Here is a 20283-nt window from a genome sequence, read left to right as displayed (position 1 = left end):
CGTACTCACTCTTTATATGGCGCTTAGTTTGTTGAGCGCAATTGTATTTTCAACGCTTACACGAAGGTTTTCCCTGTGACAGATCAAGAGCCTATTGCTCCACTCCCAACGCCGCCCGCAGTGGATAACAGCGCGACGCGCGCTAAGCGTTTGGGTGCATTTTTGATTGATTGGGTGATTTTGGCTGGCTTTATGGGCATGTTGTTTGAATATCTGGATTTGGCGCCTACCCAATCTATGGATATGAACGCGGCCATTATCGAGATGGCGCAAAAAATGAGCGCACTCCCCAGCGCCGATTACTGGACCTTATTTTTCTTTCCCTATGTCATGTTCTTTTTGCTGCATGGTTATTTGCTGTTTAATTTTGGCCAAACCATCGGTAAACGTGTAATGGGCATCGCCATAGTGACGCTGGATAATCGCAAACCGCCGTTCGCGAATTTGATATTGCAGCGCTACCTCACCCAATGGGTGCTGGGGATGATCCCCAATTTCGGCATAATCATTCGGGCGCTCGATGTTTCAGCTATTTTCCGCGACGACAAACGCTGCGTGCACGACCTGATTGCGGGCACCAAAGTAATAGATTTACGTATTCCTACTGCGGGTAATACGCCCGGGCAGCAGGGTAGTTTGATTGTTTAGGTTCGCTGACACGACTGACAGTAAGAAGAGGTAAGGCTATGTTTACCGGAATTATCGAAGCGATTGGTGAAGTGGTGGCACTGCAGCCCAAAAATGGCGACTTGCGTCTGCGCATCAAAACCCATGGTTTGGATTTGGCGGATGTGCGCTTGGGCGATTCCATCGCCACCAACGGCGTTTGCCTAACGGTGGTGGATTTGCCAGGCGATGGCTACTGGGCCGATGTGTCGCGCGAAACAATGGACAATACCAGCTTGCCCCAGTGGAAAATGGGCCAGCGGGTCAATTTAGAAAAAGCCTTAACTCCGCAAACGCGTCTGGGCGGTCACATTGTCAGCGGCCATGTGGATGGTGTGGGCGAAGTAATTAGCCGTCACCCCGACGCGCGCTCCGAGCGTTTTCGCATTCGTGCACCTAAGGCGCTCGCCAAATATATCGCCCATAAGGGTTCTATTACGGTAGACGGCACCAGCCTCACGGTGAACAAGGTAGATGGTGCTGAGTTTGAGCTGAATATAGTGCCTCACACCCTTAAGTGGACCATCATGGATACTTACCAAGCAGGCACACACTTAAATTTGGAAGTGGATGTGCTGGCGCGTTATTTAGAGCGCTTAATGCTGGGCGACAAAGCGGCAGAGCCTGCGCCTGAGTCGGGCATTACCCTGGATTTTTTGGCGAAGAATGGCTTTATGTAGGGCGCGGTTCGAGCGCTAAGGACTAGGGTGAAGGTTAATTTTTCGCGAATTTTACTGAACCTTACTAATATGCAGGTCGTTACTCGAATGTAAACCTGTAAGAGAATGCAGCCCCATAACGAGACTGATTATGCCACTCAACACAATTGAAGAACTCATTGAAGACTTGCGTCACGGCAAAATGGTTATCCTGATGGATGACGAAGATCGTGAAAATGAAGGCGATATCATTATGGTGGCTGAGCACGTGCGCCCCGAGGATATCAACTTTATGGCGACCCACGCCCGTGGGCTTATTTGCCTAACGCTCTCTAAAGAGCGCTGCCAGCAGTTGGATTTACCGCTGATGGTGAGCGACAACAAATCTCAGCACAGCACTAACTTCACGGTTTCTATTGAAGCGGCAGAAGGTGTTAGTACGGGAATTTCAGCGGCGGATCGCGCCCTTACTGTGCGCGCAGCGGTAAAGGCCACGGCCAAGCCGGCTGACTTGGTTCAGCCTGGGCATATATTCCCGCTCATGTCTCAGCCTGGTGGCGTAATGAGCCGTGCAGGGCATACGGAAGCGGGCTGCGATTTAGCAATGCTTGCGGGTTTTGAGCCTGCCGCCGTGATTGTTGAGGTGATGAATGCCGATGGTTCCATGGCGCGCCGCGCCGATTTGGAGCAATTTGGCGAGCAACACAACATGAAAATCGGTACCATTGCCGACTTGATTCACTACCGCGCCACCAAAGAGAAGACGGTTGCCTGTATCAATACACGCAAGGTTGAGACACTTTACGGTGAGTTCGAACTGCGCACCTATCGCGATTTGGCGCGCGGCGATTTGCATTTTGTGATGGTAAAAGGCGAAATTGACGCAGAGCCAACCCTCGTGCGCGTCCATGTGATGGATATAGCGCGCGACGTACTCAGCCTTAAGCGCACCTCGGTCGCCGGTGGTAAAAGCTGGACCTATCAAGAGGCGCTTAAAGCCGTCAGTGAAGAAGGTAAGGGCGTGGTGCTTTTAATCTGCCACGATGAATCTACTGGCGAAGTAGAGGAGAGTATCGACTGGCTGATTTCGGGTAAGCAACAGCGCCGCAGCTCCGAGACTCTGTACAAGCAAGTTGGTACCGGCTCGCAAATCTTGCGCGATTTAGGTGTGCGAAAAATGCGTGTGATGTCGGCGCCCATGCGCTACTCAGCGCTCTCGGGTTTTGATTTGGAAGTGGTGGAATACATTTGCCCTGAAGGCGATTAATTTTCTAACAAGATTATTTTTTTAGTGAGCGAGCATCATGAGCAATATTAAAGTTATTGAAGGCGATTTTTCCGCATCAGCAGGCAAGTACGCGTTGATCGTCAGTCGCTGGAACAGCTTCGTAGTAGAAAGTTTAAAAGATGGCGCCTTGGATACTTTGCGTCGTCACGGTATTAAAGACGAAAACGTCAGCATTTTTTATGCGCCGGGCGCGTTTGAGTTTCCCTTGGTTGCGCAAAAAATTGCCGCTAAAAAAGAATTCGATGCAATCATCGCGCTTGGCGCTGTGATTCGCGGCGGCACACCACACTTTGATTATGTAGCGGGCGAGTGTACCAAAGGCTTGGCGCAAGTGTCGCTTAACGCGGGCGTGCCCATTACCTTCGGTGTATTGACCGTAGATTCTATTGAGCAAGCGATTGAGCGCTCGGGCACTAAAGCGGGCAACAAAGGTGTTGAAGCTGCTGCAACGGCGCTAGAAATGGTGTCTCTCATCGGTAAAATTTAATAAGCCAAGCGGTAAGTTTTTATTAAGTAAATGCGAGGTGTCATTAGATGGAATTTGTCTCAACGCATCGCCTAAGTTGTCACTGTGGCGCTGTGCAAATCGCCTTAAATTTACCGCGCGGCTTGGAAGAGTTACGTCGCTGCAACTGCTCTATGTGCAGTCGCAGAGGCGCTATAGCGGCATCAGTTGCGCTGGCCGATTCAAAGATTGAGCAGGGCGAAGATAAGCTGAGTTTGTATCAATTTAATACCATGACGGCGAAGCATTACTTTTGCTCGGTCTGCGGTATTTATACTCACCATCAGCGCCGCTCTAATCCGCATTTGTTTGGTTTTAATGTCGCCTGTGTGGAGGGAGTTGATCCTTTTACCTTGGGTGATATTCCGGTACTGGATGGCAGGTTGCATCCAAAAGATCGGCTTTAGCATCGGTAAGGAAATCGTTAATTGTTTTTTCATTTAGTGGTCGAATCTATCGATCATGCGTTCTTTATCAGGTAATCAGTTCATGAACATGCAAAAAGGCCATCAGGCCGCCACTCGCCGTATGGCACGTCACTATGCTATGCAAGCGCTCTATCAATGGCAAATGGCCGGTTCCTCTATCAATGCGATAGAAGCGGAATTTCGCACTGACAATGATATGAGCAAAGTGGATGTTGAATACTTTCACGAAATTATTCACGGTGTGCCCGAGCACCTGAGCGATATCGATGAAATTTACCTGCCGTTTTTAGTGGAGCGTTCACTCGCTGAGTTGGACTCGATCACCCAATCGCTGTTGCGTATGGCTACTTACGAATTCAAATTCCGTGTTGATGTTCCCTATAAAGTTGTTATCAATGAAGCTGTTGCGCTTGCGAAAAAATTTGGTGCAGAAGATAGCCACAAATTTATTAATGGTGTGCTTGATAAAACGGCAGCCGTAGTGCGCGCCGTAGAAGTTAATGCTAATCGTAACCGTTAATTTTTTTGGCGGTTTTAGTTGCCGAGAGCACAGCGGTAGCCAGCTTAAAAGTGACAGCCAAAATAGCAAAGGTGCGCAACCTACGCGCCTTTGTGTTTCCTCCCTCTATTATTCAGCAGAGCACCCGTGTTAGGCGAATTTCAACTTATCCAGCAATTTTTTCAGCGCGAGCAAGCGGAGAATCCGCAGGCGGGTGTATTGCTGGGCATTGGCGACGACTGCGCGCTGTTGCAAATTCCCACCGGTAAAACCCTCGCCGTTTCGGTAGATACATTGGTTGCCGATGTACATTTCCCCGCGGACGCTGAATCAGAACTGATTGCTGAACGCGCGCTGCGCACTAATTTAAGTGATCTTGCCGCTATGGGCGCAGAACCTTTGTGGTTCACGCTCGCCTTAACGCTACCTGATGCCAATGAAGACTGGCTGCGCAGTTTTAGTCGCGGGCTGTTTAAGTGCGCACGCGAATTTAACATCGCCTTGGTGGGCGGCGATACCACTTCTGGCCCCTTGAGTATAAGTATCCAGGTAATGGGTGCGCTCGAACCGTACACGGCTATGCGACGCGATGGCGCCGCTGCAGGAGACTTTATTTTAGTCACGCATTTTCTGGGTGATGGTGCTGCAGCTTTAGCGTCATTGCAGGGGCGCTGCGAATTTAATACAGAACATAGCGACTATCTGTTTGAACGTTTTTATCGCCCTGTACCGCGCTTGGCGGAGTCGGCCTTAATTCGCAGTATCGCCAGCAGTGCGTTGGATATATCTGACGGGCTAGTGGCAGATTTACAGCATATTTGTAACGCGAGTGATTTGGGTGCGGTAGTGGATGTGGAAAACGTGCCGCTATCGCCCGCACTCCTGGCGCTGAGCGATAAAGCAAAAGCTATTAACTGGGCGCTAAGTGGCGGTGACGATTACGAGCTTTGCTTCACCGTCTCGCCTGAGCGTATGTCTGAAGTGGCTATGTTGATTGCTCAGGGCAAACTTAACGCAACGGTTATTGGCACTATGGTAGTGGGCGATCGCGTGCACTGTGAATTTGAAGGCGAGCCGTTTGCGCTCGGTCAAACTGGCTATCGACATTTTTAATGATGAAAAATCCTCGTTTTAAAGAATTACTCGCTAACCCTAATCACTTTTTTGCATTTGGTTTTGGTAGCGGTTTAGCACCTAAGGCGCCGGGTACTTTTGGTACCCTCGTGGCCGTGCCGATTTTTTGGTTGATTCAAGATTTATCTTGGCCAATTTACCTAAGTTGGTTGCTGGTTACCTTTGCGTTAGGTGTACTTTGGTGCGAGCGCTCATCGAAAGCGCTGGGTGTGCACGATCACGGCGGCATCGTCTGGGATGAATTTGTCGGCTATTGGATTACCATGTTCATGGCGCCTAAAGGCTGGTTGTGGATCTTGATTGGTTTTGTGCTTTTCCGTTTGTTCGACATAGTAAAGCCCTGGCCCATTAATTGGTTGGATAAAAAAGTGGAAGGCGGTTTTGGCATTATGATTGATGATGTGCTGGCAGGTATTTATGCCTTGGTGTGTTTACAGTTGCTGGCGCATTTTATTTAAATTTTTGTACACGCGGGAGTCGAAACCATGAAGTGGGTGATTCAGCTGTTGTGTTTGATGTTTAGTGCAATGTTTGGTGTGGTTGGCGGTTTATCTATATCGCTTCCTGCAAATGCCACCGAAATCCAAGTGAAAATGCTTGCCGCTGGCAGTGCCCTCTTGGAAATAGATGGAAAGCAGCATATGTTGCGCGCGGGTAAGCGCAGCCCTGAGGGGGTGCTATTGGTTTCTGCAACCGGCAAAGAGGCGGTGATTGAAATAGATGGCGAGCGTCACACTTTGAAGCTAATGCGCCGTATTTCTAGCGGTTTTGTTACACCTAATAAAGCCGAAGTACGTATTGCATCGAGTAATGGCGGCCACTACGTAACACCTGGGCGCATCAACGGCTTGCCCGTAGAGTTTATGGTGGATACAGGTGCGACCAGCGTTGCCATGAATCGATTTGAAGCGGAGCGTTTGGGTATTGATTATCGCGCGGGCACGCCTATCAATATCAATACGGCGAATGGCGCCACTCGCGCTTACGCCTTAACGTTAAACAGCGTAGCGGTTGGCGATGTGGAGTTACATCAAGTGTCCGCGAATGTAAGCGAATCAAGCTCGCCCGATATTATTTTGTTGGGAAATAGTTATTTAAGTAAAGTGGAAATAGCGGTAGAGGAAGGTGTATTGGTGTTAAAAGCCAAACACTAAAAGCCTTCAAATACTCCAAATATTGAGGTTAAGCAGTGACCATTCGTTTTGTAGAGTCTTCTAAATTACCCACGCCTTGGGGCATGTTTGTCATGCACGGTTTTAGCGATGATGAAAACATGAAGGAGCATGTGGTGCTTACCATGGGGGATATCAGTGGTAGCGAACCGCTACTCGCGCGGGTTCACTCTGAATGTCTAACAGGTGATGCCTTATTTAGTATGCGCTGCGATTGCGGGCCCCAATTGCAGGCGGCCATGCATAAAATATCTATTGTGGGGCGCGGTGTTATTTTCTATTTGCGTCAAGAGGGGCGCGGTATTGGTTTGCTTAATAAAATTAAAGCCTATCACCTGCAAGATCAAGGCGCTGATACCGTTGAGGCTAATGAGCAGCTGGGTTTTGGCGCTGACATGCGCGACTATTCCATTTTGAAACCTATGCTGGCGCATTTAAATATCACTGCATTAAAGTTGCTCACCAATAATCCCCGCAAAGTAAAAGCGCTGCAGGACATGGGCATTAATGTGGTTGAGCGTTTGCCGCATCAAACGGGGCGCAATCCCCACAACGCCAAATATTTAGAAACCAAACAGGGCAAGCTTGGCCATTTATTTAATGCGGCCGACGAAGAATAAACTCCTTCCCCCTTTTATCGTTGAGATTAGAGTTATGACACGAATAGCAATCGCCGGTGCTGCCGGACGTATGGGTAAAGCGCTCATCGAGGCTACGCAAAAAAATGCTGAAACTACCTTGGGGGCTGCGAGCTTACGCCCCGCCAGTTCTTTAATTGGCGCGGATGCGGGCGAGTTAGCTAATGTGGGTAAGCTCGGTGTTTTTTTAGTGGGCGATATCGCTGAAGTGATGAACGACTTTGATGTGCTAATCGATTTCAGTTCGCCCCAAGCCACGCTTGAAAATGTAAAACTCTGCGCCGCCCACCACAAGCCCATAGTGATTGGTACTACCGGTTTTAGCGACGCTGAAAAAGCAGAGCTACTTGCCTTTCAAAGCCAAATTCCATTGTTGCTCTCTGCCAATTTTTCTACGGGCGTGAACCTGTGTTTTAAATTATTGGACATAGCCGCGCGCGTATTGGGCAATGAATACGATGTAGAAGTGTACGAAGCCCATCATCGCCACAAAGTGGATTCACCCTCAGGCACCGCAGTGCGCATGGGTGAAGTGCTCGCCAATGCACTGGAACGCGATTTAAAACAAGTCGCGGTTTACGGTCGCGAAGGTCAAATCGGCGCGCGCCCACGTGACACCATCGGCTTCGCCACAGTGCGCGGCGGCGATGTAGTGGGTGACCACACTGTCATGTTTATGGCCGACGGCGAGCGCGTGGAAATAACCCACAAAGCCTCCAGCCGTTTAGCCTTCGCCAATGGTGCTGTGCGCGCTGCCGTATGGCTGCAAACACAAAAAACCGGCTTGTTTGATATGCAAGATGTGTTGGGTTTGCGTTAGGACTTAAGTTATGGCCGGTTCCAGTTTATTACTGTTAATTGATGATATAGCCGCGGTGCTCGATGACGTGGCGGTTATGGCCAAGGTCGCCGCTAAAAAGACGGCGGGTGTACTGGGTGATGACCTTGCGCTCAATGCCGAGCAGGTTTCGGGTGTGCGCGCTGAGCGCGAGCTGCCGGTGGTGTGGGCTGTGGCTAAGGGTTCGTTCCTTAACAAATTAATTCTGGTTCCGGCGGCGTTGTTGATATCGGCGTTTGTTCCCTGGCTAATTGCGCCCTTGTTGATGATTGGCGGCGCCTATCTTTGTTATGAAGGGTTTGAAAAACTCGCCCATAAGTACTTACATTCACCAGTGGAAGATCGACAACACCATGATGCCTTGGTGGCTGCTGTTGCCGATACCAAAGTGGATATGGTCGCCTTTGAACGCGACAAAATTAAGGGTGCAGTGCGTACTGACTTCGTTCTTTCGGCGGAAATTATTGTTATCGCCTTGGGTAGTGTTGCTTCGGCGCCCTTGGCAACACAGGCTGGGGTGGTGGCGAGCATTGCATTGATCATGACCGTGGGTGTTTATGGCTTTGTGGCACTGATTGTTAAGCTTGATGATATGGGGCTTTATTTGGTCAACAGGCCTGGAGCCTTAGTTCGGTTTATTGGGCGAGGCTTAGTCGCAACGGCGCCTAAACTGATGAAGCTTTTGGCAGTTGTCGGCACTGCTGCCATGTTTATGGTGGGCGGCGGTATTGTGACGCACAGTATTGCGCCGCTGCATCATCTTATAGAACAAGCTACTGCGGCGACTCAGCCGATAGGCTGGTTAAGCGCTTCACTTTTGAATGCGCTGGTGGGTATTTTGATTGGTGCTTTAGTGTTGATAGTGGTGAATTTTGCTCGGCGTTTTATAACTAAAAATAAGCTTGGAGCTTAGGTGTTCCCATGGTGACGTGCTGATTGTCATATTGGGGCAATATCCATTGGACACTGGCGCCTCACTCCCGTAGAATTCTCGGTTAGATTGCGCTCGGCCAAACCGAGTCAGGTTCGCACCAGATTAATGATAAAGCGAGATGAAATTAGGTTTCATCTCGCTTTTTTACAACCCGCGCCCGCGTGCTTGGGTTGGCGACCTGGCCTTCATTTACGTCCTTTGAACAGAATCGCTATTTCGCGCCCACCTCAAGTGTGTTCAGTGCGGCTGCTTTTTTGAGCCTGTGAAAAGTGAATTTAAGTTGCCCTTTGTGGCTCGCCAGCGCCAGATTTCGTTTTTAAATTGCTAGCAGTTTGTTGTTTGCCACGGTGACTTTTGCATTGCTATGTTAAAGCACCGCGGCACTGCACAGCCAAAACCCAACCAGTTAGGAGGTTGTTTTGACTACTCGGGAATCCCTTCCTGCCAAAAAGAAGGCTGCATTACTGGTCCTTGCCGACGGCAGTGTGTTTCGTGGTACTGCAATTGGTGCCTCAGGTCTTTCAGTCGGTGAGGTGGTATTTAATACTGCAATGACTGGCTATCAAGAGATCATTACTGATCCATCCTACGCGCAACAAATCGTCACGCTTACTTACCCTCATATTGGCAACACCGGCACTACGCCTGAAGATGCCGAGTGCGATCGCATTTGGGCGACAGGTTTAGTGATTCGTGATTTGCCCTTGTTGGCGAGTAATTTCCGCAATCAGCAGGATCTTTCCAGCTATCTGCAAGAGCGCAATGTGATTGGTATCGCCGATATAGATACCCGTCGCTTGACTCGTATTCTGCGCGATAAAGGTGCTCAAAACGGCTGCCTAATGGCGGGCGATGATATAGATGAAGCTAAAGCGCTGGCGGCGGCTCAAGCCTTTGGTGGCCTTAAAGGGCTGGACTTGGCAAAAGAAGTTACCGTAAGCGAAGCCTACAGCTGGAATGAAACTAGCTGGAAGCTGGGTGAAGGCCACAACACTGGCGCCGCGACTAAGAAATTTAAAGTGGTTGCCTATGACTACGGCGTAAAGCGCAACATTCTGCGCATGCTGGTAGATCGTGACTGCGAGCTGGTGGTTGTTCCGGCTAAAACTACCGCTGCTGAAGTTTTGGCGATGAATCCTGATGGCGTGTTCTTATCCAATGGCCCTGGCGACCCGGAGCCATGCACCTACGCGATTGATGCGATCAAAACCATTTTGGAAACCGACATTCCGGTATTCGGCATTTGTTTGGGGCACCAATTATTGGCGCTGGCCTCGGATGCCAAAACCATCAAGATGAAGTTTGGCCATCACGGCGGTAACCATCCGGTACAAAACCTTGAAACCAAGCGCGTAATGATTACTGCACAAAACCACGGTTTTGCGGTGGAAGAATCTAGCTTGCCTGCAAATTTAGTGGCGACCCATAAGTCGTTGTTTGATGGATCTTTGCAAGGTATTCACCGCACCGATAAGCCAGCGTTTAGCTTTCAGGGTCACCCTGAAGCAAGCCCCGGCCCGCACGATGCAGATACTTTGTTCGACCACTTTATTGAATTGATGCAATCCCGTAAAACCGCTTAATAAATCGTGATTTAGGGTGCGCCCTGAACTGATTGGAGCGGGGGCAGGGTTGTGAGACCGTCGGAGGCAGGATGCCGACGTCGAGCCTACAGGGAAGTATTCAGGGCGCGTCTCGCAAGCCTGTCGCCGCTCCAGCGATGCCTCAAAGCATCCCAACTGGAGCAGACATGCCAAAACGTACAGACATAAACAGTATTTTGATTCTCGGTGCCGGCCCCATTGTTATTGGCCAAGCCTGTGAGTTCGATTATTCCGGCGCGCAAGCCTGTAAGGCACTGCGTGAAGAGGGTTACCGCGTTATTCTGGTGAACTCCAACCCCGCGACTATCATGACCGACCCCACCATGGCGGACGCGACTTATATCGAGCCGATTGAGTGGCAGACGGTTGAGAAAATCATCGAGAAAGAACGCCCCGATGTGATCTTGCCTACTATGGGCGGTCAGACTGCACTCAACTGCGCTTTGGCGTTGGCTAAGCACGGCGTGCTCGAAAAATACAATGTTGAGCTGATTGGCGCCAAAGAAGAAGCCATCAACATGGCGGAAGATCGCAACCTGTTTGATCAGGCCATGAAGCGTATCGGCTTGGAATGTGCGCGCGCTAAAATCGTTCACACTATGGAAGAGGCCAAAGAAGCACCGAAAGAGTTTGGCTTCCCCTGTATTATTCGCCCCTCATTTACTATGGGCGGTTCAGGTGGCGGTATCGCTTACAACTGGGATGAGTTTGAAGAAATTTGTACGCGCGGCTTTGATTTGTCGCCCACCAACGAGCTGTTGATTGATGAGTCGCTGCTCGGCTGGAAAGAATATGAAATGGAAGTGGTGCGTGACAAAAACGACAACTGCATAATCGTTTGCGCCATCGAAAACTTTGACCCCATGGGCGTACACACCGGCGACTCCATTACTGTAGCGCCAGCGCAAACCCTGACCGACAAAGAATATCAAATCATGCGTAACGCCTCGATCGCGGTACTGCGTGAAATTGGCGTAGAAACTGGCGGTTCTAACGTTCAGTTCTCCATCAACCCCGTTGATGGCCGCATGGTGGTAATTGAGATGAATCCGCGCGTATCGCGCTCATCTGCCTTGGCTTCAAAAGCGACTGGCTTCCCCATTGCAAAAATCGCCGCAAAACTCGCAGTGGGTTACACGCTGGATGAGCTGCAAAACGACATCACCGGCGGCGCAACACCGGCGTCGTTTGAGCCGTCTATCGATTATGTTGTAACAAAAATTCCACGCTTCACCTTTGAGAAGTTTGGCGAAGCCGATGCGCGCTTAACCACGCAAATGAAATCCGTGGGCGAAGTCATGGCGATTGGCCGCACCTTCCAAGAGTCGCTACAAAAAGCACTGCGCGGTTTGGAAGTCGGCTCTGCTGGTTTTGAGTCTAAAGTTGATTTCACTACCGAAGAGGGTATTGCCCGTATTCGCCGTGAATTGACTACTCCTGGCGCCGAGCGTATTTGGTATGTGGGCGATGCCTTCCGTATGGGCATGAGCGTCGAAGAAGCATTTAGTATTTCAGCAATAGACCCTTGGTTTTTGGTGCAAATTGAAGAGCTGATTAAAATTGAGCAGTCCCTGCGCGGCAAGTCAATTACCGATTTTGATGCAGACGGAATCTATCAGTTAAAGCGTAAAGGCTTCTCAGATAAGCGTTTGTCATTGTTGTTGGGTGCGACTGAAAAGCAAGTGCGTCATCATCGCCAGGCGTTGAATATTCGCCCAGTTTATAAGCGCGTTGATACCTGTGCGGCAGAATTTTCTACCTCAACCGCTTACATGTACTCAACTTATGAAGAGGAGTGCGAAGCTAACCCTAGCGACAAGAAAAAAATTCTCGTTATTGGTGGCGGCCCTAACCGTATCGGCCAAGGCATTGAGTTTGATTACTGCTGCGTACATGCGGCACTGGCGATGCGTGAAGACGGCTACGAAACCATTATGGTGAACTGTAACCCGGAAACTGTTTCGACCGACTACGATACCTCTGATCGCTTGTTCTTTGAGCCAGTTACGCTTGAAGATGTATTGGAAATTGTGCACAAAGAAAAACCAGTTGGTGTAATAGTGCAGTTCGGTGGCCAAACGCCGCTGAAATTAGCGCGCGCATTAGAGGCGGAAGGCGTACCTATTATTGGTACCAGCCCCGATGCAATTGATAAGGCGGAAGACCGCGAACGCTTCCAGCAAATGATTCAGAAGCTTGAATTGTTGCAGCCGCCCAACGCGATTGTGCGTTCATTGGAAGAGGCGCTGTTGTGCGCAGACAAAGTAGGCTATCCATTGGTAGTTCGCCCTTCCTATGTGTTGGGTGGTCGCGCTATGGAGATCGTTTACAAAGAAGATGAGTTGCGTACTTATATGCGCACTGCGGTACAGGTTTCAGAAGATGCACCGGTGTTGCTCGATCACTTCTTGAATGCGGCAATTGAAGTGGATATCGATTCCGTCTCCGACGGCGAACAGGTTGTTATCGGCGGCATCATGCAGCATATCGAGCAGTGTGGCGTTCACTCGGGCGATTCTGCTTGTTCATTACCGCCTTATTCGCTGCCGGCGGATGTGCAAGATGAAATGCGTGAAGTTGTTAAAAAAATGGCGATTGAGTTGGGCGTAATCGGTTTGATGAATACGCAGCTGGCCTATCAGGACGGCAAAATCTATGTGATCGAAGTTAATCCACGTGCTTCGCGCACAGTGCCTTTTGTCTCCAAATGTATAGGTGTGTCGCTGGCGAAAGTTGCCGCGCGCTGTCAGGCGGGTATGACCTTGGCGCAACAGGGTTTCACCAAAGAAATTATTCCGAGTTATTTCAGTGTTAAAGAAGCAGTATTCCCCTTTAATAAGTTCCCAGCGGTGGATCCGATTCTCGGTCCAGAGATGAAATCTACCGGTGAAGTGATGGGAGTAGGAGATACCTTTGGCGAGGCCTATGGCAAGTCGCAATTAGGTGCGAGCAATCGAATTCCCTCGAGTGGTACTGCGTTTATTAGCGTGCGCGACATGGATAAGCCTGGCATTGTTGCAGTGGCAAGTGATTTGGCGAAGATTGGTTTTAAATTAGTCGCAACTCGCGGTACTGCTTTGGTGTTGCAAGAGGCTGGACTTGAAGTGCAACTTGTTAATAAAGTGCAAGAAGGTCGCCCGCACATTGTGGATATGATCAAAAATGACGAAATTGATTTAATTTTGAATACCGTGGAAGGGCGTCAAGCTACGCGTGATTCATCGTCAATTCGTCGCAGCGCAGAAAACCATCGCGTTTACTACAACACGACGTTGGCGGCAGGAGAGGCTGTGTGCATGGCGCTCAAGCAGGGCCAGGACATTCAGGTTCGCCGTCTGCAAGATTTGCATAAGAGGATAGGCGCATGAGTTCTAAATTCCCCATGACCAACAAGGGTGCCGAGCGGTTAGCGGCTGAGTTGGAAGATTTAAAGAAAGTACAGCGCCCACGTATTGTGAATGCTATTGCAGAAGCGCGCGCGCATGGCGATTTAAAAGAAAATGCTGAATACTCTGCGGCCCGCGAGCAGCAGAGTTTTTGCGAAGGGCGTATTCAAGAAATTGAAGGCAAACTGAGCAATGCGCAAATCATCGATGTCACCAAAATTCCTCACTCAGGAAAGGTGATTTTTGGTACTACCGTAACCATGATTAATTTGGACACGGATCAGACCGTTACCTATCAAATTGTGGGTGATGATGAAGCGGAAATTAAAGCGAATAAAATTTCTGTTAACTCGCCAATTGCCCGCGCCTTAATTGCTAAAGAAGAGGGTGATGTAGTGGTTGTTCGAGCGCCTGGCGGTGAAGTGGAATATGAGATAGGCAAGGTCGAGCACATTTAATGGTGTTTGGCTTGTAAAAAAGGCTGGTCAGTGATGGCCAGCCTTTTTGCTTTCGAGTCGCGCTTTGTATGAGAGAGCGATAGGCGCGTCACATCATGAATCGCACTAGGTTTTTTTAGGCGCGATGTAAGTTAGACAACTTTGGGTTGGCTTTTTTATTGGCTCTATAAAGTAAAACGACTTTGCCAATCTCTTGAATAAGCTCAACATTAGGCAGTGCAATCAGCTCGGCAACGGCCTCTTTGCGGTCTTCGCGTTCAGCGATGGCCAGTTTGATTTTGATCAGCTCGTGGTCGTCAAGCGCGCGATTCAGCTCGATACGCACGTTTTCGCTTAGGCCGTTACCGGCAATAGTGACAATAGGATTAAGTTTGTGACCAATGGTGCGAAATTGCTTTTTACGGTCGGTACTAATGGGCATAAAATTACCTGAAGGTTTACAGAGAGAAAGATATGCGTCATTGTAACCGATCTTTCGGTTTTGGTTTGTATTTACCTTTTGGTGAATAGGGCTCTAAATAAGCGATATTCGGCCAATATATTAAGGTCTTTACCTTGGTTGATGGGCTTTCTAGCAGAAAAGGCCATCTATTCGGCCTTGTAAATTATAATTAGACCCCAATATCCATCCAGTATTGAATTTAACACGTAAAAAATAAGGGACCACATTGACGCTTTTGAGCGCTGACTAGGGGTCATGGCTAGTAAATAAGCTAGTTTTACACAATTTTTGCAGTAAATATGAGGAAAACTCCTTGAACGATATCACCAAGAATCTCGTGCTCTGGCTGGTTATAGCAGTGGTACTTTTTAGTGTTTTTGAGAGCTTTAATAAGCCTGCTAGCTCGCAAAACCTAAGCTATTCCGAATTTATCAGCGCGGTTAAAGATAGCCGAGTACGCGAGGCGACCATCTATGCCGATAGCATTGAAGGCGTTTTGGATAACAGTGCACCGTTTAAGACCATTCGCCCCTTGGTGCGCGATGATAAGTTAATTGATGATCTTTATAACCACGGTGTTAAATTCGAAGGTCGTGAAATCGAAAAACCTGGTTTTATTTCTCAAATTCTTATTTCGATGGCACCGGTGATCCTCATTATTGCGGTGTTCTGGTTCTTTATGCGACAAATGCAAGGCGGTGGCGGCGGTAAGGGCGGCCCTATGAGTTTTGGCAAGAGTAAAGCGCGCCTATTGGGCGAAGATCAAATTAAAACCACCTTTGCTGATGTTGCAGGTGTCGATGAGGCTAAAGAGGAGGTTGCTGAGCTAGTCCAGTATTTACGTGATCCCTCAAAGTTTCAGCGCTTAGGTGGGCAGATCCCCCGCGGTGTATTGATGATTGGTCCGCCAGGTACGGGTAAAACCCTTTTGGCGAAAGCCATTGCTGGCGAGGCGAAAGTACCCTTCTTCTCGATTTCTGGCTCTGATTTCGTAGAGATGTTTGTGGGGGTAGGCGCGAGCCGCGTACGCGACATGTTTGAGCAGGCCAAGAAACAAGCGCCTTGTATTATCTTCATTGATGAGATTGACGCTGTAGGTCGCCACCGTGGCGGTGGTCACGGTGGCGGTCATGATGAGCGTGAGCAGACCTTGAACCAGCTATTGGTTGAGATGGATGGATTTGAAGGCAATGATGGTGTGATTATTATTGCGGCTACTAACCGTGCGGATGTGCTTGATAAAGCTTTACTGCGCCCAGGTCGTTTCGATCGCCAAGTTTATGTGGGCTTGCCTGATATTCGTGGTCGCGAGCAGATTTTAACGGTGCATATGCGCAAAGTGCCATTAGAGGAGCGTGTGAGTGCTTCGGTTATAGCGCGCGGTACTCCAGGCTTTTCCGGTGCTGAGCTGGCTAATCTTGTTAACGAAGCTGCTTTGATGGCTGCGCGTGGCAACAAGCGCTTAGTAACTATGGAAGACTTCGAAAAGGCGCGCGATAAAATCATGATGGGCGCAGAGCGTAAGTCCATGGTGATGAGCGAGAAAGAAAAAGAAAATACCGCCTATCACGAAGCTGGCCACGCCATTATTGGTTGTATTGTGCCGGAGCATGATCCGGTTCATAAGGTCACTATTATTCCGCGTGGTCGCGCCTTGGGTGTTACGCAATATTTGCCTGAAGAGGATAAATACAGCTGGAGTAAGCGTTCATTAGAATCGCGTTTATGTACTCTATTTGGTGGCCGTATTGCCGAAGAGATGACGCTGGGTATTGATGGTGTAACTACGGGCGCATCAAATGACATTGAGCGCGCGACAAGTATGGCGCGCAGCATGGTAACCAAATGGGGTTTGTCGGCAAAACTGGGTCCATTGCACTACGGCGAAGAAGAGGGTGCCTACCCAGGTATGGCGACTCAGCAGTACTCAGGTGAAACTTCGCGTCTAATTGATGAGGAAGTGCGCAGTATTATTGATGAGTGCTACACCCGTGCGGTCAAAATATTGGAAGATAATCGCGATATATTAGAGTCCATGAAAGATGCTCTGATGGAGTATGAGACTATCGATTCTGATCAGGTCGCTGATTTGATGGCGCGTCGTAAAGTGCGCCCACCGCGCGATTGGAATGATGATGATATTGATGGCCACAAGAAAGATAGAGAAGCAGCTGCAGCTGCGGCGGCGAACGAGCAGTCGGATAAGCCGGTAGGCGGCCCGGCAAACACTCACTAGCCGTAGAGTTGTTTGTAAAATAATAACCCCGAGCTTGCTCGGGGTTATTATTTGGGGTTCGTAAATTCTGATCTCTGGTGAGTTTTACTCAGTTGGAGGTGTTATTGGCTTGAGGTGAATGTTGTTGACCAGCGGTGTTTTACGGTTGCAGTGTGGAAAACATCAGTTGGCTTTGAATCGGCCGCAGGTGATGGGTGTCCTTAATGTGACCCCTGACTCCTTCTCTGATGGTGGTAGTTATCACCGTGCGGGTGCTGTTGCACTCGACTTGGCGGTGGCCCGTGCTGAGCAAATGTTGGCAGAGGGGGCGGCTATTATTGACGTGGGTGGTGAGTCCACTCGCCCAGGTGCAGCGAGGGTGGGTGAGCAAGAGGAACTGGATCGTGTTCTGCCGGTAGTTGAAGCGCTGGTTAATAAGTTAGATGCAGTAGTTTCTATAGATACCAGCTCGCCCATGCTTATCGCTCAAGCCGCCATGTTAGGGGCTGGGATGATTAATGATGTGCGCGGTCTGGAGCGAAAAGGTGCCTTAGCTGCTGCTGCACAATCTGGCTTGCCTGTATGCCTAATGCATATGCAGGGGCAGCCCGTAGATATGCAAAAAAAACCTGAATACACCGATGTTGTGGCCGAGGTGTCGTCTTATTTTAATCAGCGAATCGCTGCAGCCATGGCGGCAGGTATTAAGACTGAGAATATTCTGCTGGACCCAGGGTTTGGCTTTGGCAAAACTCTCGCGCATAATCTCGACCTTTTGCGTCGCTTGCCGGAAATTGCGGCACTTGGATATCCGCTATTAGTGGGTTTGTCGCGCAAATCTATGTTGGGCCATTTGTTGGGGCGCGCTGTGGATCAACGGTTGCCAGGCAGTTTGGCCTTGGCAATGGAGTCGGCGCGGCGCGGCGCGGCAATTGTTCGTGTACATGATGTTGCAGCTACGGTGGATGTATTAAAAGTTTTAGCCGCGCTTGAAACGCGATAAATTGTTGCAGAATTGAACATCATAAAAATTTGATTTGATAGTAGGGAATTTATGTCACGTAAATATTTTGGTACTGATGGTATTCGTGGGTTGGTTGGCGAAGCGCCGATCACGCCAGACTTCATGCTTAAGTTAGGTTGGGCTGCTGGTTGTGTGCTCATGGATCGATTTTCTGGCCCTAATATGATTTTAATTGGGAAAGACACACGTATTTCAGGCTACATGTTCGAATCTGCGTTGCAGGCGGGTCTTATTAACGCGGGTGTTGATGTGGGTCTTCTCGGCCCAATGCCAACACCGGGTGTAGCCTATCTGACGCGTACTTTTCAGGCACAGGCAGGCATAGTAATCAGCGCGTCTCACAATAGCTATGTAGATAACGGCATCAAGTTCTTTGGTGGCACCGGTACTAAGTTTCCCGATGAACTTGAGCGTTTGATCGAAGAGCAGCTTGAAAAACCGATGATCACGGCGGAAAAACTAGGTAAGGCGCGTCGAATTGGCGATGCTTCAGGGCGCTATATTGAATTTTGTAAGGGCACTATGCCTTGGGGTTTTAGTCTGAAAGGTATGCATATCGTTTTAGATTGCGCACACGGCGCGACCTATAACATTGCTCCCGATGTCTTTACTGAGTTGGGCGCGCGCGTTACCCCAATTTTTGTGGAGCCCAATGGTACCAATATCAATCGTGGCTGCGGTTCCACGAAGCCCGAAGCCTTGCAAGAAAAAGTTGTCGAGCTGGGGGCTGACTTAGGTATCGCTTTCGATGGCGATGGTGATCGCGTGGTATTTGTTGATCACAAAGGCGAATTGGTTGATGGCGATGAGTTACTTTACATTATTGCTGCTTATAAACATCAGTATGCGGGTGGCTGTGATGGAGTAGTGGGCACCCTAATGAGTAATTTTGGTTTTGAGTTAGGGCTAAAACAGCTGGGTATTCCTTTCGCGCGCGCTAAGGTTGGCGATCGCTATGTGATTGAGCTTATGCGTCAAAATGGTTGGACCCTGGGCGGCGAAAATTCTGGTCATATAGTGTGTAGCTGTGTGACCACTACTGGTGATGGCATTATCTCTGCATTACAAGTGCTCTTGGCTATAACCACTATTGGTGAATCCTTACACAAAGTGAAAAAGGGTATGAATAAGCTACCTCAAGTTATGATTAACGTGCATATGAGTAAGCGCACTGACCTAAGTAGTAATGAGCAAGTAAATGCGGCCGTAAAACTAACCGAAGAAAAACTGGCAGGTACTGGTCGGGTGCTGTTACGCCCATCGGGTACTGAGCCTGTGGTGCGAGTTATGGTAGAGGGGGAAGATAAAACACAAGTTAAGGAGTTGGCCCAAGAATTGGCTGCAGTTGTAGAGGCCGCACTTAACTAACATCTGCTAAAAAGTGGCTGGCTAATTTGAGCTTAAATTTTGGTTTGGTTTAGAAGTTGCGTTTCTTTGGTGGATGTTGTTCTCGGATAGAAAATGTTCGGCTTGTTGAATATCTATCCGAGTGTGGCGCTGGTGCCCATAGAAAAGCGTGCTAATAAGTAAAAAACAGATAAAAATCAGTCTCTAAGCTAAGATTTAGTTGTATGTTCAAATCATCTTGGCTACCATTAGCGCCCGCTTTGGGGGAGGTATTGCTGTTGAACAAAGCAAGTAACACCAAGCGTCGCCAGTTGGTAGTTGCCAACTGGAAAATGAACGGTGATCAGCAACAAAGTATTGAGCTAATGCGCAATATTTTGTCTGGTTGGCAAGAGGAGGCGCAGGGCGCCGAAGTTGTAATTTGCCCTGCATTTCCCTATTTGTATCAAGTGGGTGCCGAGCTTAAATGTTCGTCGCTATCGCTGGGCTCGCAAACGGTTAGTCAATTTGCACAGGGTGCTTATACTGGTGAAGTTTCTGCAAAAATGCTTGCAGATTTACATTGCAAATTTGTAATAATTGGTCACAATGAGCGCCGCCGAATGCAGCAGGAAACAGACGAGCAAGTGGCTCAGAAGTTTATCGCCGTTCAGCAGGCAGGTATGATTCCAATTCTTTGTATTGGTGAATCACTAGCTCAGCGTGAACAAGGTCGTCATTTAGAAGTAATTGGCGCGCAACTGCAGGCTGTATTTGCTCAAACAGGCAAGCAGGCCTTTTTAGATGCAGTGATAGCTTACGAGCCTGTATGGGCTGTAGGTACAGGCAAAACGGCGACACCTGAGCAGGCTGAAGAAGTGCATTGCTTCATTCGTACGCAGTTGGGTGAAATTGCTGAGCTTGTAAGAATTTTGTACGGTGGTAGCGTCAAAGCTAGCAATGCAGAACAGTTGTTTGCATTGCCAGATATAGATGGTGCCTTACTCGGTGGAGCGTCTTTGGATGCCGCGGAGTTTTTAAAAATTTGCGCCGCTGCTGGCTAGAGT

At 49.0% G+C, this 20283-nt stretch carries 20 protein-coding genes; 19 read left to right on the top strand and 1 reads right to left on the bottom strand.

Features of this window, described 5'->3' with window-relative positions:
• Positions 1–75: 75 nt before the first annotated feature.
• The 15 genes from AC0KUT_RS15015 to greA all read left to right on the top strand — a co-directional run bounded on the left by AC0KUT_RS15015 (position 76) and on the right by greA (position 14209).
• A complete protein-coding gene (locus tag AC0KUT_RS15015; protein WP_488831153.1) occupies positions 76–648 on the top strand; it encodes an RDD family protein in 573 nt (190 codons plus the stop codon).
• Positions 649–686: 38 nt separating this feature from the next.
• Positions 687–1346, top strand: coding sequence for a riboflavin synthase (locus AC0KUT_RS15010; protein ID WP_488831152.1), 660 nt, complete (start codon positions 687–689; stop codon positions 1344–1346).
• 130 nt (positions 1347–1476) lie between these two features.
• The gene (gene ribBA, locus AC0KUT_RS15005) at positions 1477–2592 is read left to right on the top strand and encodes a bifunctional 3,4-dihydroxy-2-butanone-4-phosphate synthase/GTP cyclohydrolase II (RefSeq protein WP_488831149.1); all 1116 of its coding nucleotides are present in this window, start codon (positions 1477–1479) and stop codon (positions 2590–2592) included.
• A gap of 37 nt (positions 2593–2629) precedes the next feature.
• Positions 2630–3100: a 6,7-dimethyl-8-ribityllumazine synthase gene (gene ribH / locus AC0KUT_RS15000; RefSeq protein WP_488831148.1), complete on the top strand. Its 471-nt coding sequence runs from the start codon at positions 2630–2632 to the stop codon at positions 3098–3100.
• Between the two features lie 47 nt (positions 3101–3147).
• Complete coding sequence (locus AC0KUT_RS14995) at positions 3148–3525, top strand: GFA family protein (protein ID WP_488831146.1); 378 nt, start codon at positions 3148–3150, stop codon at positions 3523–3525.
• An 88-nt stretch (positions 3526–3613) separates the two neighbouring features.
• Positions 3614–4066 carry a transcription antitermination factor NusB gene (gene nusB, locus AC0KUT_RS14990; RefSeq protein ID WP_488835758.1) on the top strand — a complete coding sequence of 151 codons (453 nt, stop codon included), beginning with the start codon at positions 3614–3616 and terminating at the stop codon, positions 4064–4066.
• A gap of 126 nt (positions 4067–4192) precedes the next feature.
• A complete protein-coding gene (gene thiL, locus AC0KUT_RS14985; RefSeq protein ID WP_488831144.1) occupies positions 4193–5158 on the top strand; it encodes a thiamine-phosphate kinase in 966 nt (321 codons plus the stop codon).
• Between the two features lie 2 nt (positions 5159–5160).
• On the top strand, positions 5161–5637 hold the full coding sequence (locus tag AC0KUT_RS14980) for a phosphatidylglycerophosphatase A family protein (protein ID WP_488835756.1): 477 nt from the start codon (positions 5161–5163) through the stop codon (positions 5635–5637).
• 27 nt (positions 5638–5664) lie between these two features.
• Entirely contained in the window at positions 5665–6333 is a 669-nt protein-coding gene (locus AC0KUT_RS14975) for a retropepsin-like aspartic protease family protein (RefSeq protein WP_488831142.1), read from the top strand.
• Positions 6334–6368: 35 nt separating this feature from the next.
• A complete protein-coding gene (gene ribA / locus AC0KUT_RS14970; RefSeq protein ID WP_488831140.1) occupies positions 6369–6971 on the top strand; it encodes a GTP cyclohydrolase II in 603 nt (200 codons plus the stop codon).
• 34 nt (positions 6972–7005) lie between these two features.
• A complete protein-coding gene (gene dapB / locus AC0KUT_RS14965) occupies positions 7006–7809 on the top strand; it encodes a 4-hydroxy-tetrahydrodipicolinate reductase (RefSeq protein WP_488831139.1) in 804 nt (267 codons plus the stop codon).
• A gap of 10 nt (positions 7810–7819) precedes the next feature.
• Positions 7820–8740 (top strand): DUF808 domain-containing protein, encoded by a 921-nt coding sequence (locus AC0KUT_RS14960; RefSeq protein WP_488831137.1) that lies wholly within the window; start codon positions 7820–7822, stop codon positions 8738–8740.
• A 440-nt stretch (positions 8741–9180) separates the two neighbouring features.
• Entirely contained in the window at positions 9181–10344 is a 1164-nt protein-coding gene (gene carA / locus AC0KUT_RS14955) for a glutamine-hydrolyzing carbamoyl-phosphate synthase small subunit (protein ID WP_488831135.1), read from the top strand.
• A 167-nt stretch (positions 10345–10511) separates the two neighbouring features.
• Positions 10512–13733 carry a carbamoyl-phosphate synthase large subunit gene (gene carB / locus AC0KUT_RS14950; RefSeq protein ID WP_488831133.1) on the top strand — a complete coding sequence of 1074 codons (3222 nt, stop codon included), beginning with the start codon at positions 10512–10514 and terminating at the stop codon, positions 13731–13733.
• The gene (greA, locus tag AC0KUT_RS14945) at positions 13730–14209 is read left to right on the top strand and encodes a transcription elongation factor GreA (RefSeq protein ID WP_488831132.1); all 480 of its coding nucleotides are present in this window, start codon (positions 13730–13732) and stop codon (positions 14207–14209) included. Before carB ends, greA begins: the two co-directional genes overlap by 4 nt.
• Before the next feature lie 115 nt (positions 14210–14324).
• Here greA and AC0KUT_RS14940 read toward each other — a convergent pair whose 3' ends face one another.
• Positions 14325–14630, bottom strand: a complete 306-nt coding sequence (locus AC0KUT_RS14940) for a YhbY family RNA-binding protein (RefSeq protein WP_488831131.1) — start codon at positions 14628–14630, stop codon at positions 14325–14327.
• A 334-nt stretch (positions 14631–14964) separates the two neighbouring features.
• Here AC0KUT_RS14940 and ftsH point away from each other — a divergent pair, with 334 nt between their 5' ends.
• From ftsH to tpiA, 4 genes are all read left to right on the top strand, one after another.
• Positions 14965–16887, top strand: a complete 1923-nt coding sequence (ftsH, locus tag AC0KUT_RS14935; RefSeq protein WP_488831129.1) for an ATP-dependent zinc metalloprotease FtsH — start codon at positions 14965–14967, stop codon at positions 16885–16887.
• Between the two features lie 118 nt (positions 16888–17005).
• Positions 17006–17869 (top strand): dihydropteroate synthase, encoded by an 864-nt coding sequence (gene folP, locus AC0KUT_RS14930; RefSeq protein WP_488831127.1) that lies wholly within the window; start codon positions 17006–17008, stop codon positions 17867–17869.
• A 51-nt stretch (positions 17870–17920) separates the two neighbouring features.
• A complete protein-coding gene (gene glmM, locus AC0KUT_RS14925; protein WP_488831125.1) occupies positions 17921–19258 on the top strand; it encodes a phosphoglucosamine mutase in 1338 nt (445 codons plus the stop codon).
• 311 nt (positions 19259–19569) lie between these two features.
• The gene (gene tpiA / locus AC0KUT_RS14920; RefSeq protein WP_488835754.1) at positions 19570–20280 is read left to right on the top strand and encodes a triose-phosphate isomerase; all 711 of its coding nucleotides are present in this window, start codon (positions 19570–19572) and stop codon (positions 20278–20280) included.
• The last annotated feature ends 3 nt before the right edge of the window (positions 20281–20283 follow it).

This window comes from Cellvibrio sp. 25HG11W-0 (genome assembly GCF_057815475.1).
The sequence above is the reverse complement of the archived record's forward strand: the minus strand, read 5'-3'. Positions and strand labels throughout refer to the sequence as shown.

What these genes read in the sequence shown, in the direction of transcription:
- AC0KUT_RS15010 (WP_488831152.1), top strand. Translation starts at nt 687, where the DNA reads ATGTTTACCGGAATTATCGAAGCGATTGGTGAAGTGGTGGCACTGCAG.
- ribBA (WP_488831149.1), top strand. Translation starts at nt 1,477, where the DNA reads ATGCCACTCAACACAATTGAAGAACTCATTGAAGACTTGCGTCACGGC.
- ribH (WP_488831148.1), top strand. Translation starts at nt 2,630, where the DNA reads ATGAGCAATATTAAAGTTATTGAAGGCGATTTTTCCGCATCAGCAGGC.
- AC0KUT_RS14995 (WP_488831146.1), top strand. Translation starts at nt 3,148, where the DNA reads ATGGAATTTGTCTCAACGCATCGCCTAAGTTGTCACTGTGGCGCTGTG.
- nusB (WP_488835758.1), top strand. Translation starts at nt 3,614, where the DNA reads ATGCAAAAAGGCCATCAGGCCGCCACTCGCCGTATGGCACGTCACTAT.
- AC0KUT_RS14980 (WP_488835756.1), top strand. Translation starts at nt 5,161, where the DNA reads ATGAAAAATCCTCGTTTTAAAGAATTACTCGCTAACCCTAATCACTTT.
- AC0KUT_RS14975 (WP_488831142.1), top strand. Translation starts at nt 5,665, where the DNA reads ATGAAGTGGGTGATTCAGCTGTTGTGTTTGATGTTTAGTGCAATGTTT.
- dapB (WP_488831139.1), top strand. Translation starts at nt 7,006, where the DNA reads ATGACACGAATAGCAATCGCCGGTGCTGCCGGACGTATGGGTAAAGCG.
- AC0KUT_RS14960 (WP_488831137.1), top strand. Translation starts at nt 7,820, where the DNA reads ATGGCCGGTTCCAGTTTATTACTGTTAATTGATGATATAGCCGCGGTG.
- carB (WP_488831133.1), top strand. Translation starts at nt 10,512, where the DNA reads ATGCCAAAACGTACAGACATAAACAGTATTTTGATTCTCGGTGCCGGC.
- greA (WP_488831132.1), top strand. Translation starts at nt 13,730, where the DNA reads ATGAGTTCTAAATTCCCCATGACCAACAAGGGTGCCGAGCGGTTAGCG.
- AC0KUT_RS14940 (WP_488831131.1), bottom strand. Translation starts at nt 14,630, where the DNA reads ATGCCCATTAGTACCGACCGTAAAAAGCAATTTCGCACCATTGGTCAC.
- folP (WP_488831127.1), top strand. Translation starts at nt 17,006, where the DNA reads ATGTTGTTGACCAGCGGTGTTTTACGGTTGCAGTGTGGAAAACATCAG.
- glmM (WP_488831125.1), top strand. Translation starts at nt 17,921, where the DNA reads ATGTCACGTAAATATTTTGGTACTGATGGTATTCGTGGGTTGGTTGGC.
- tpiA (WP_488835754.1), top strand. Translation starts at nt 19,570, where the DNA reads ATGAACGGTGATCAGCAACAAAGTATTGAGCTAATGCGCAATATTTTG.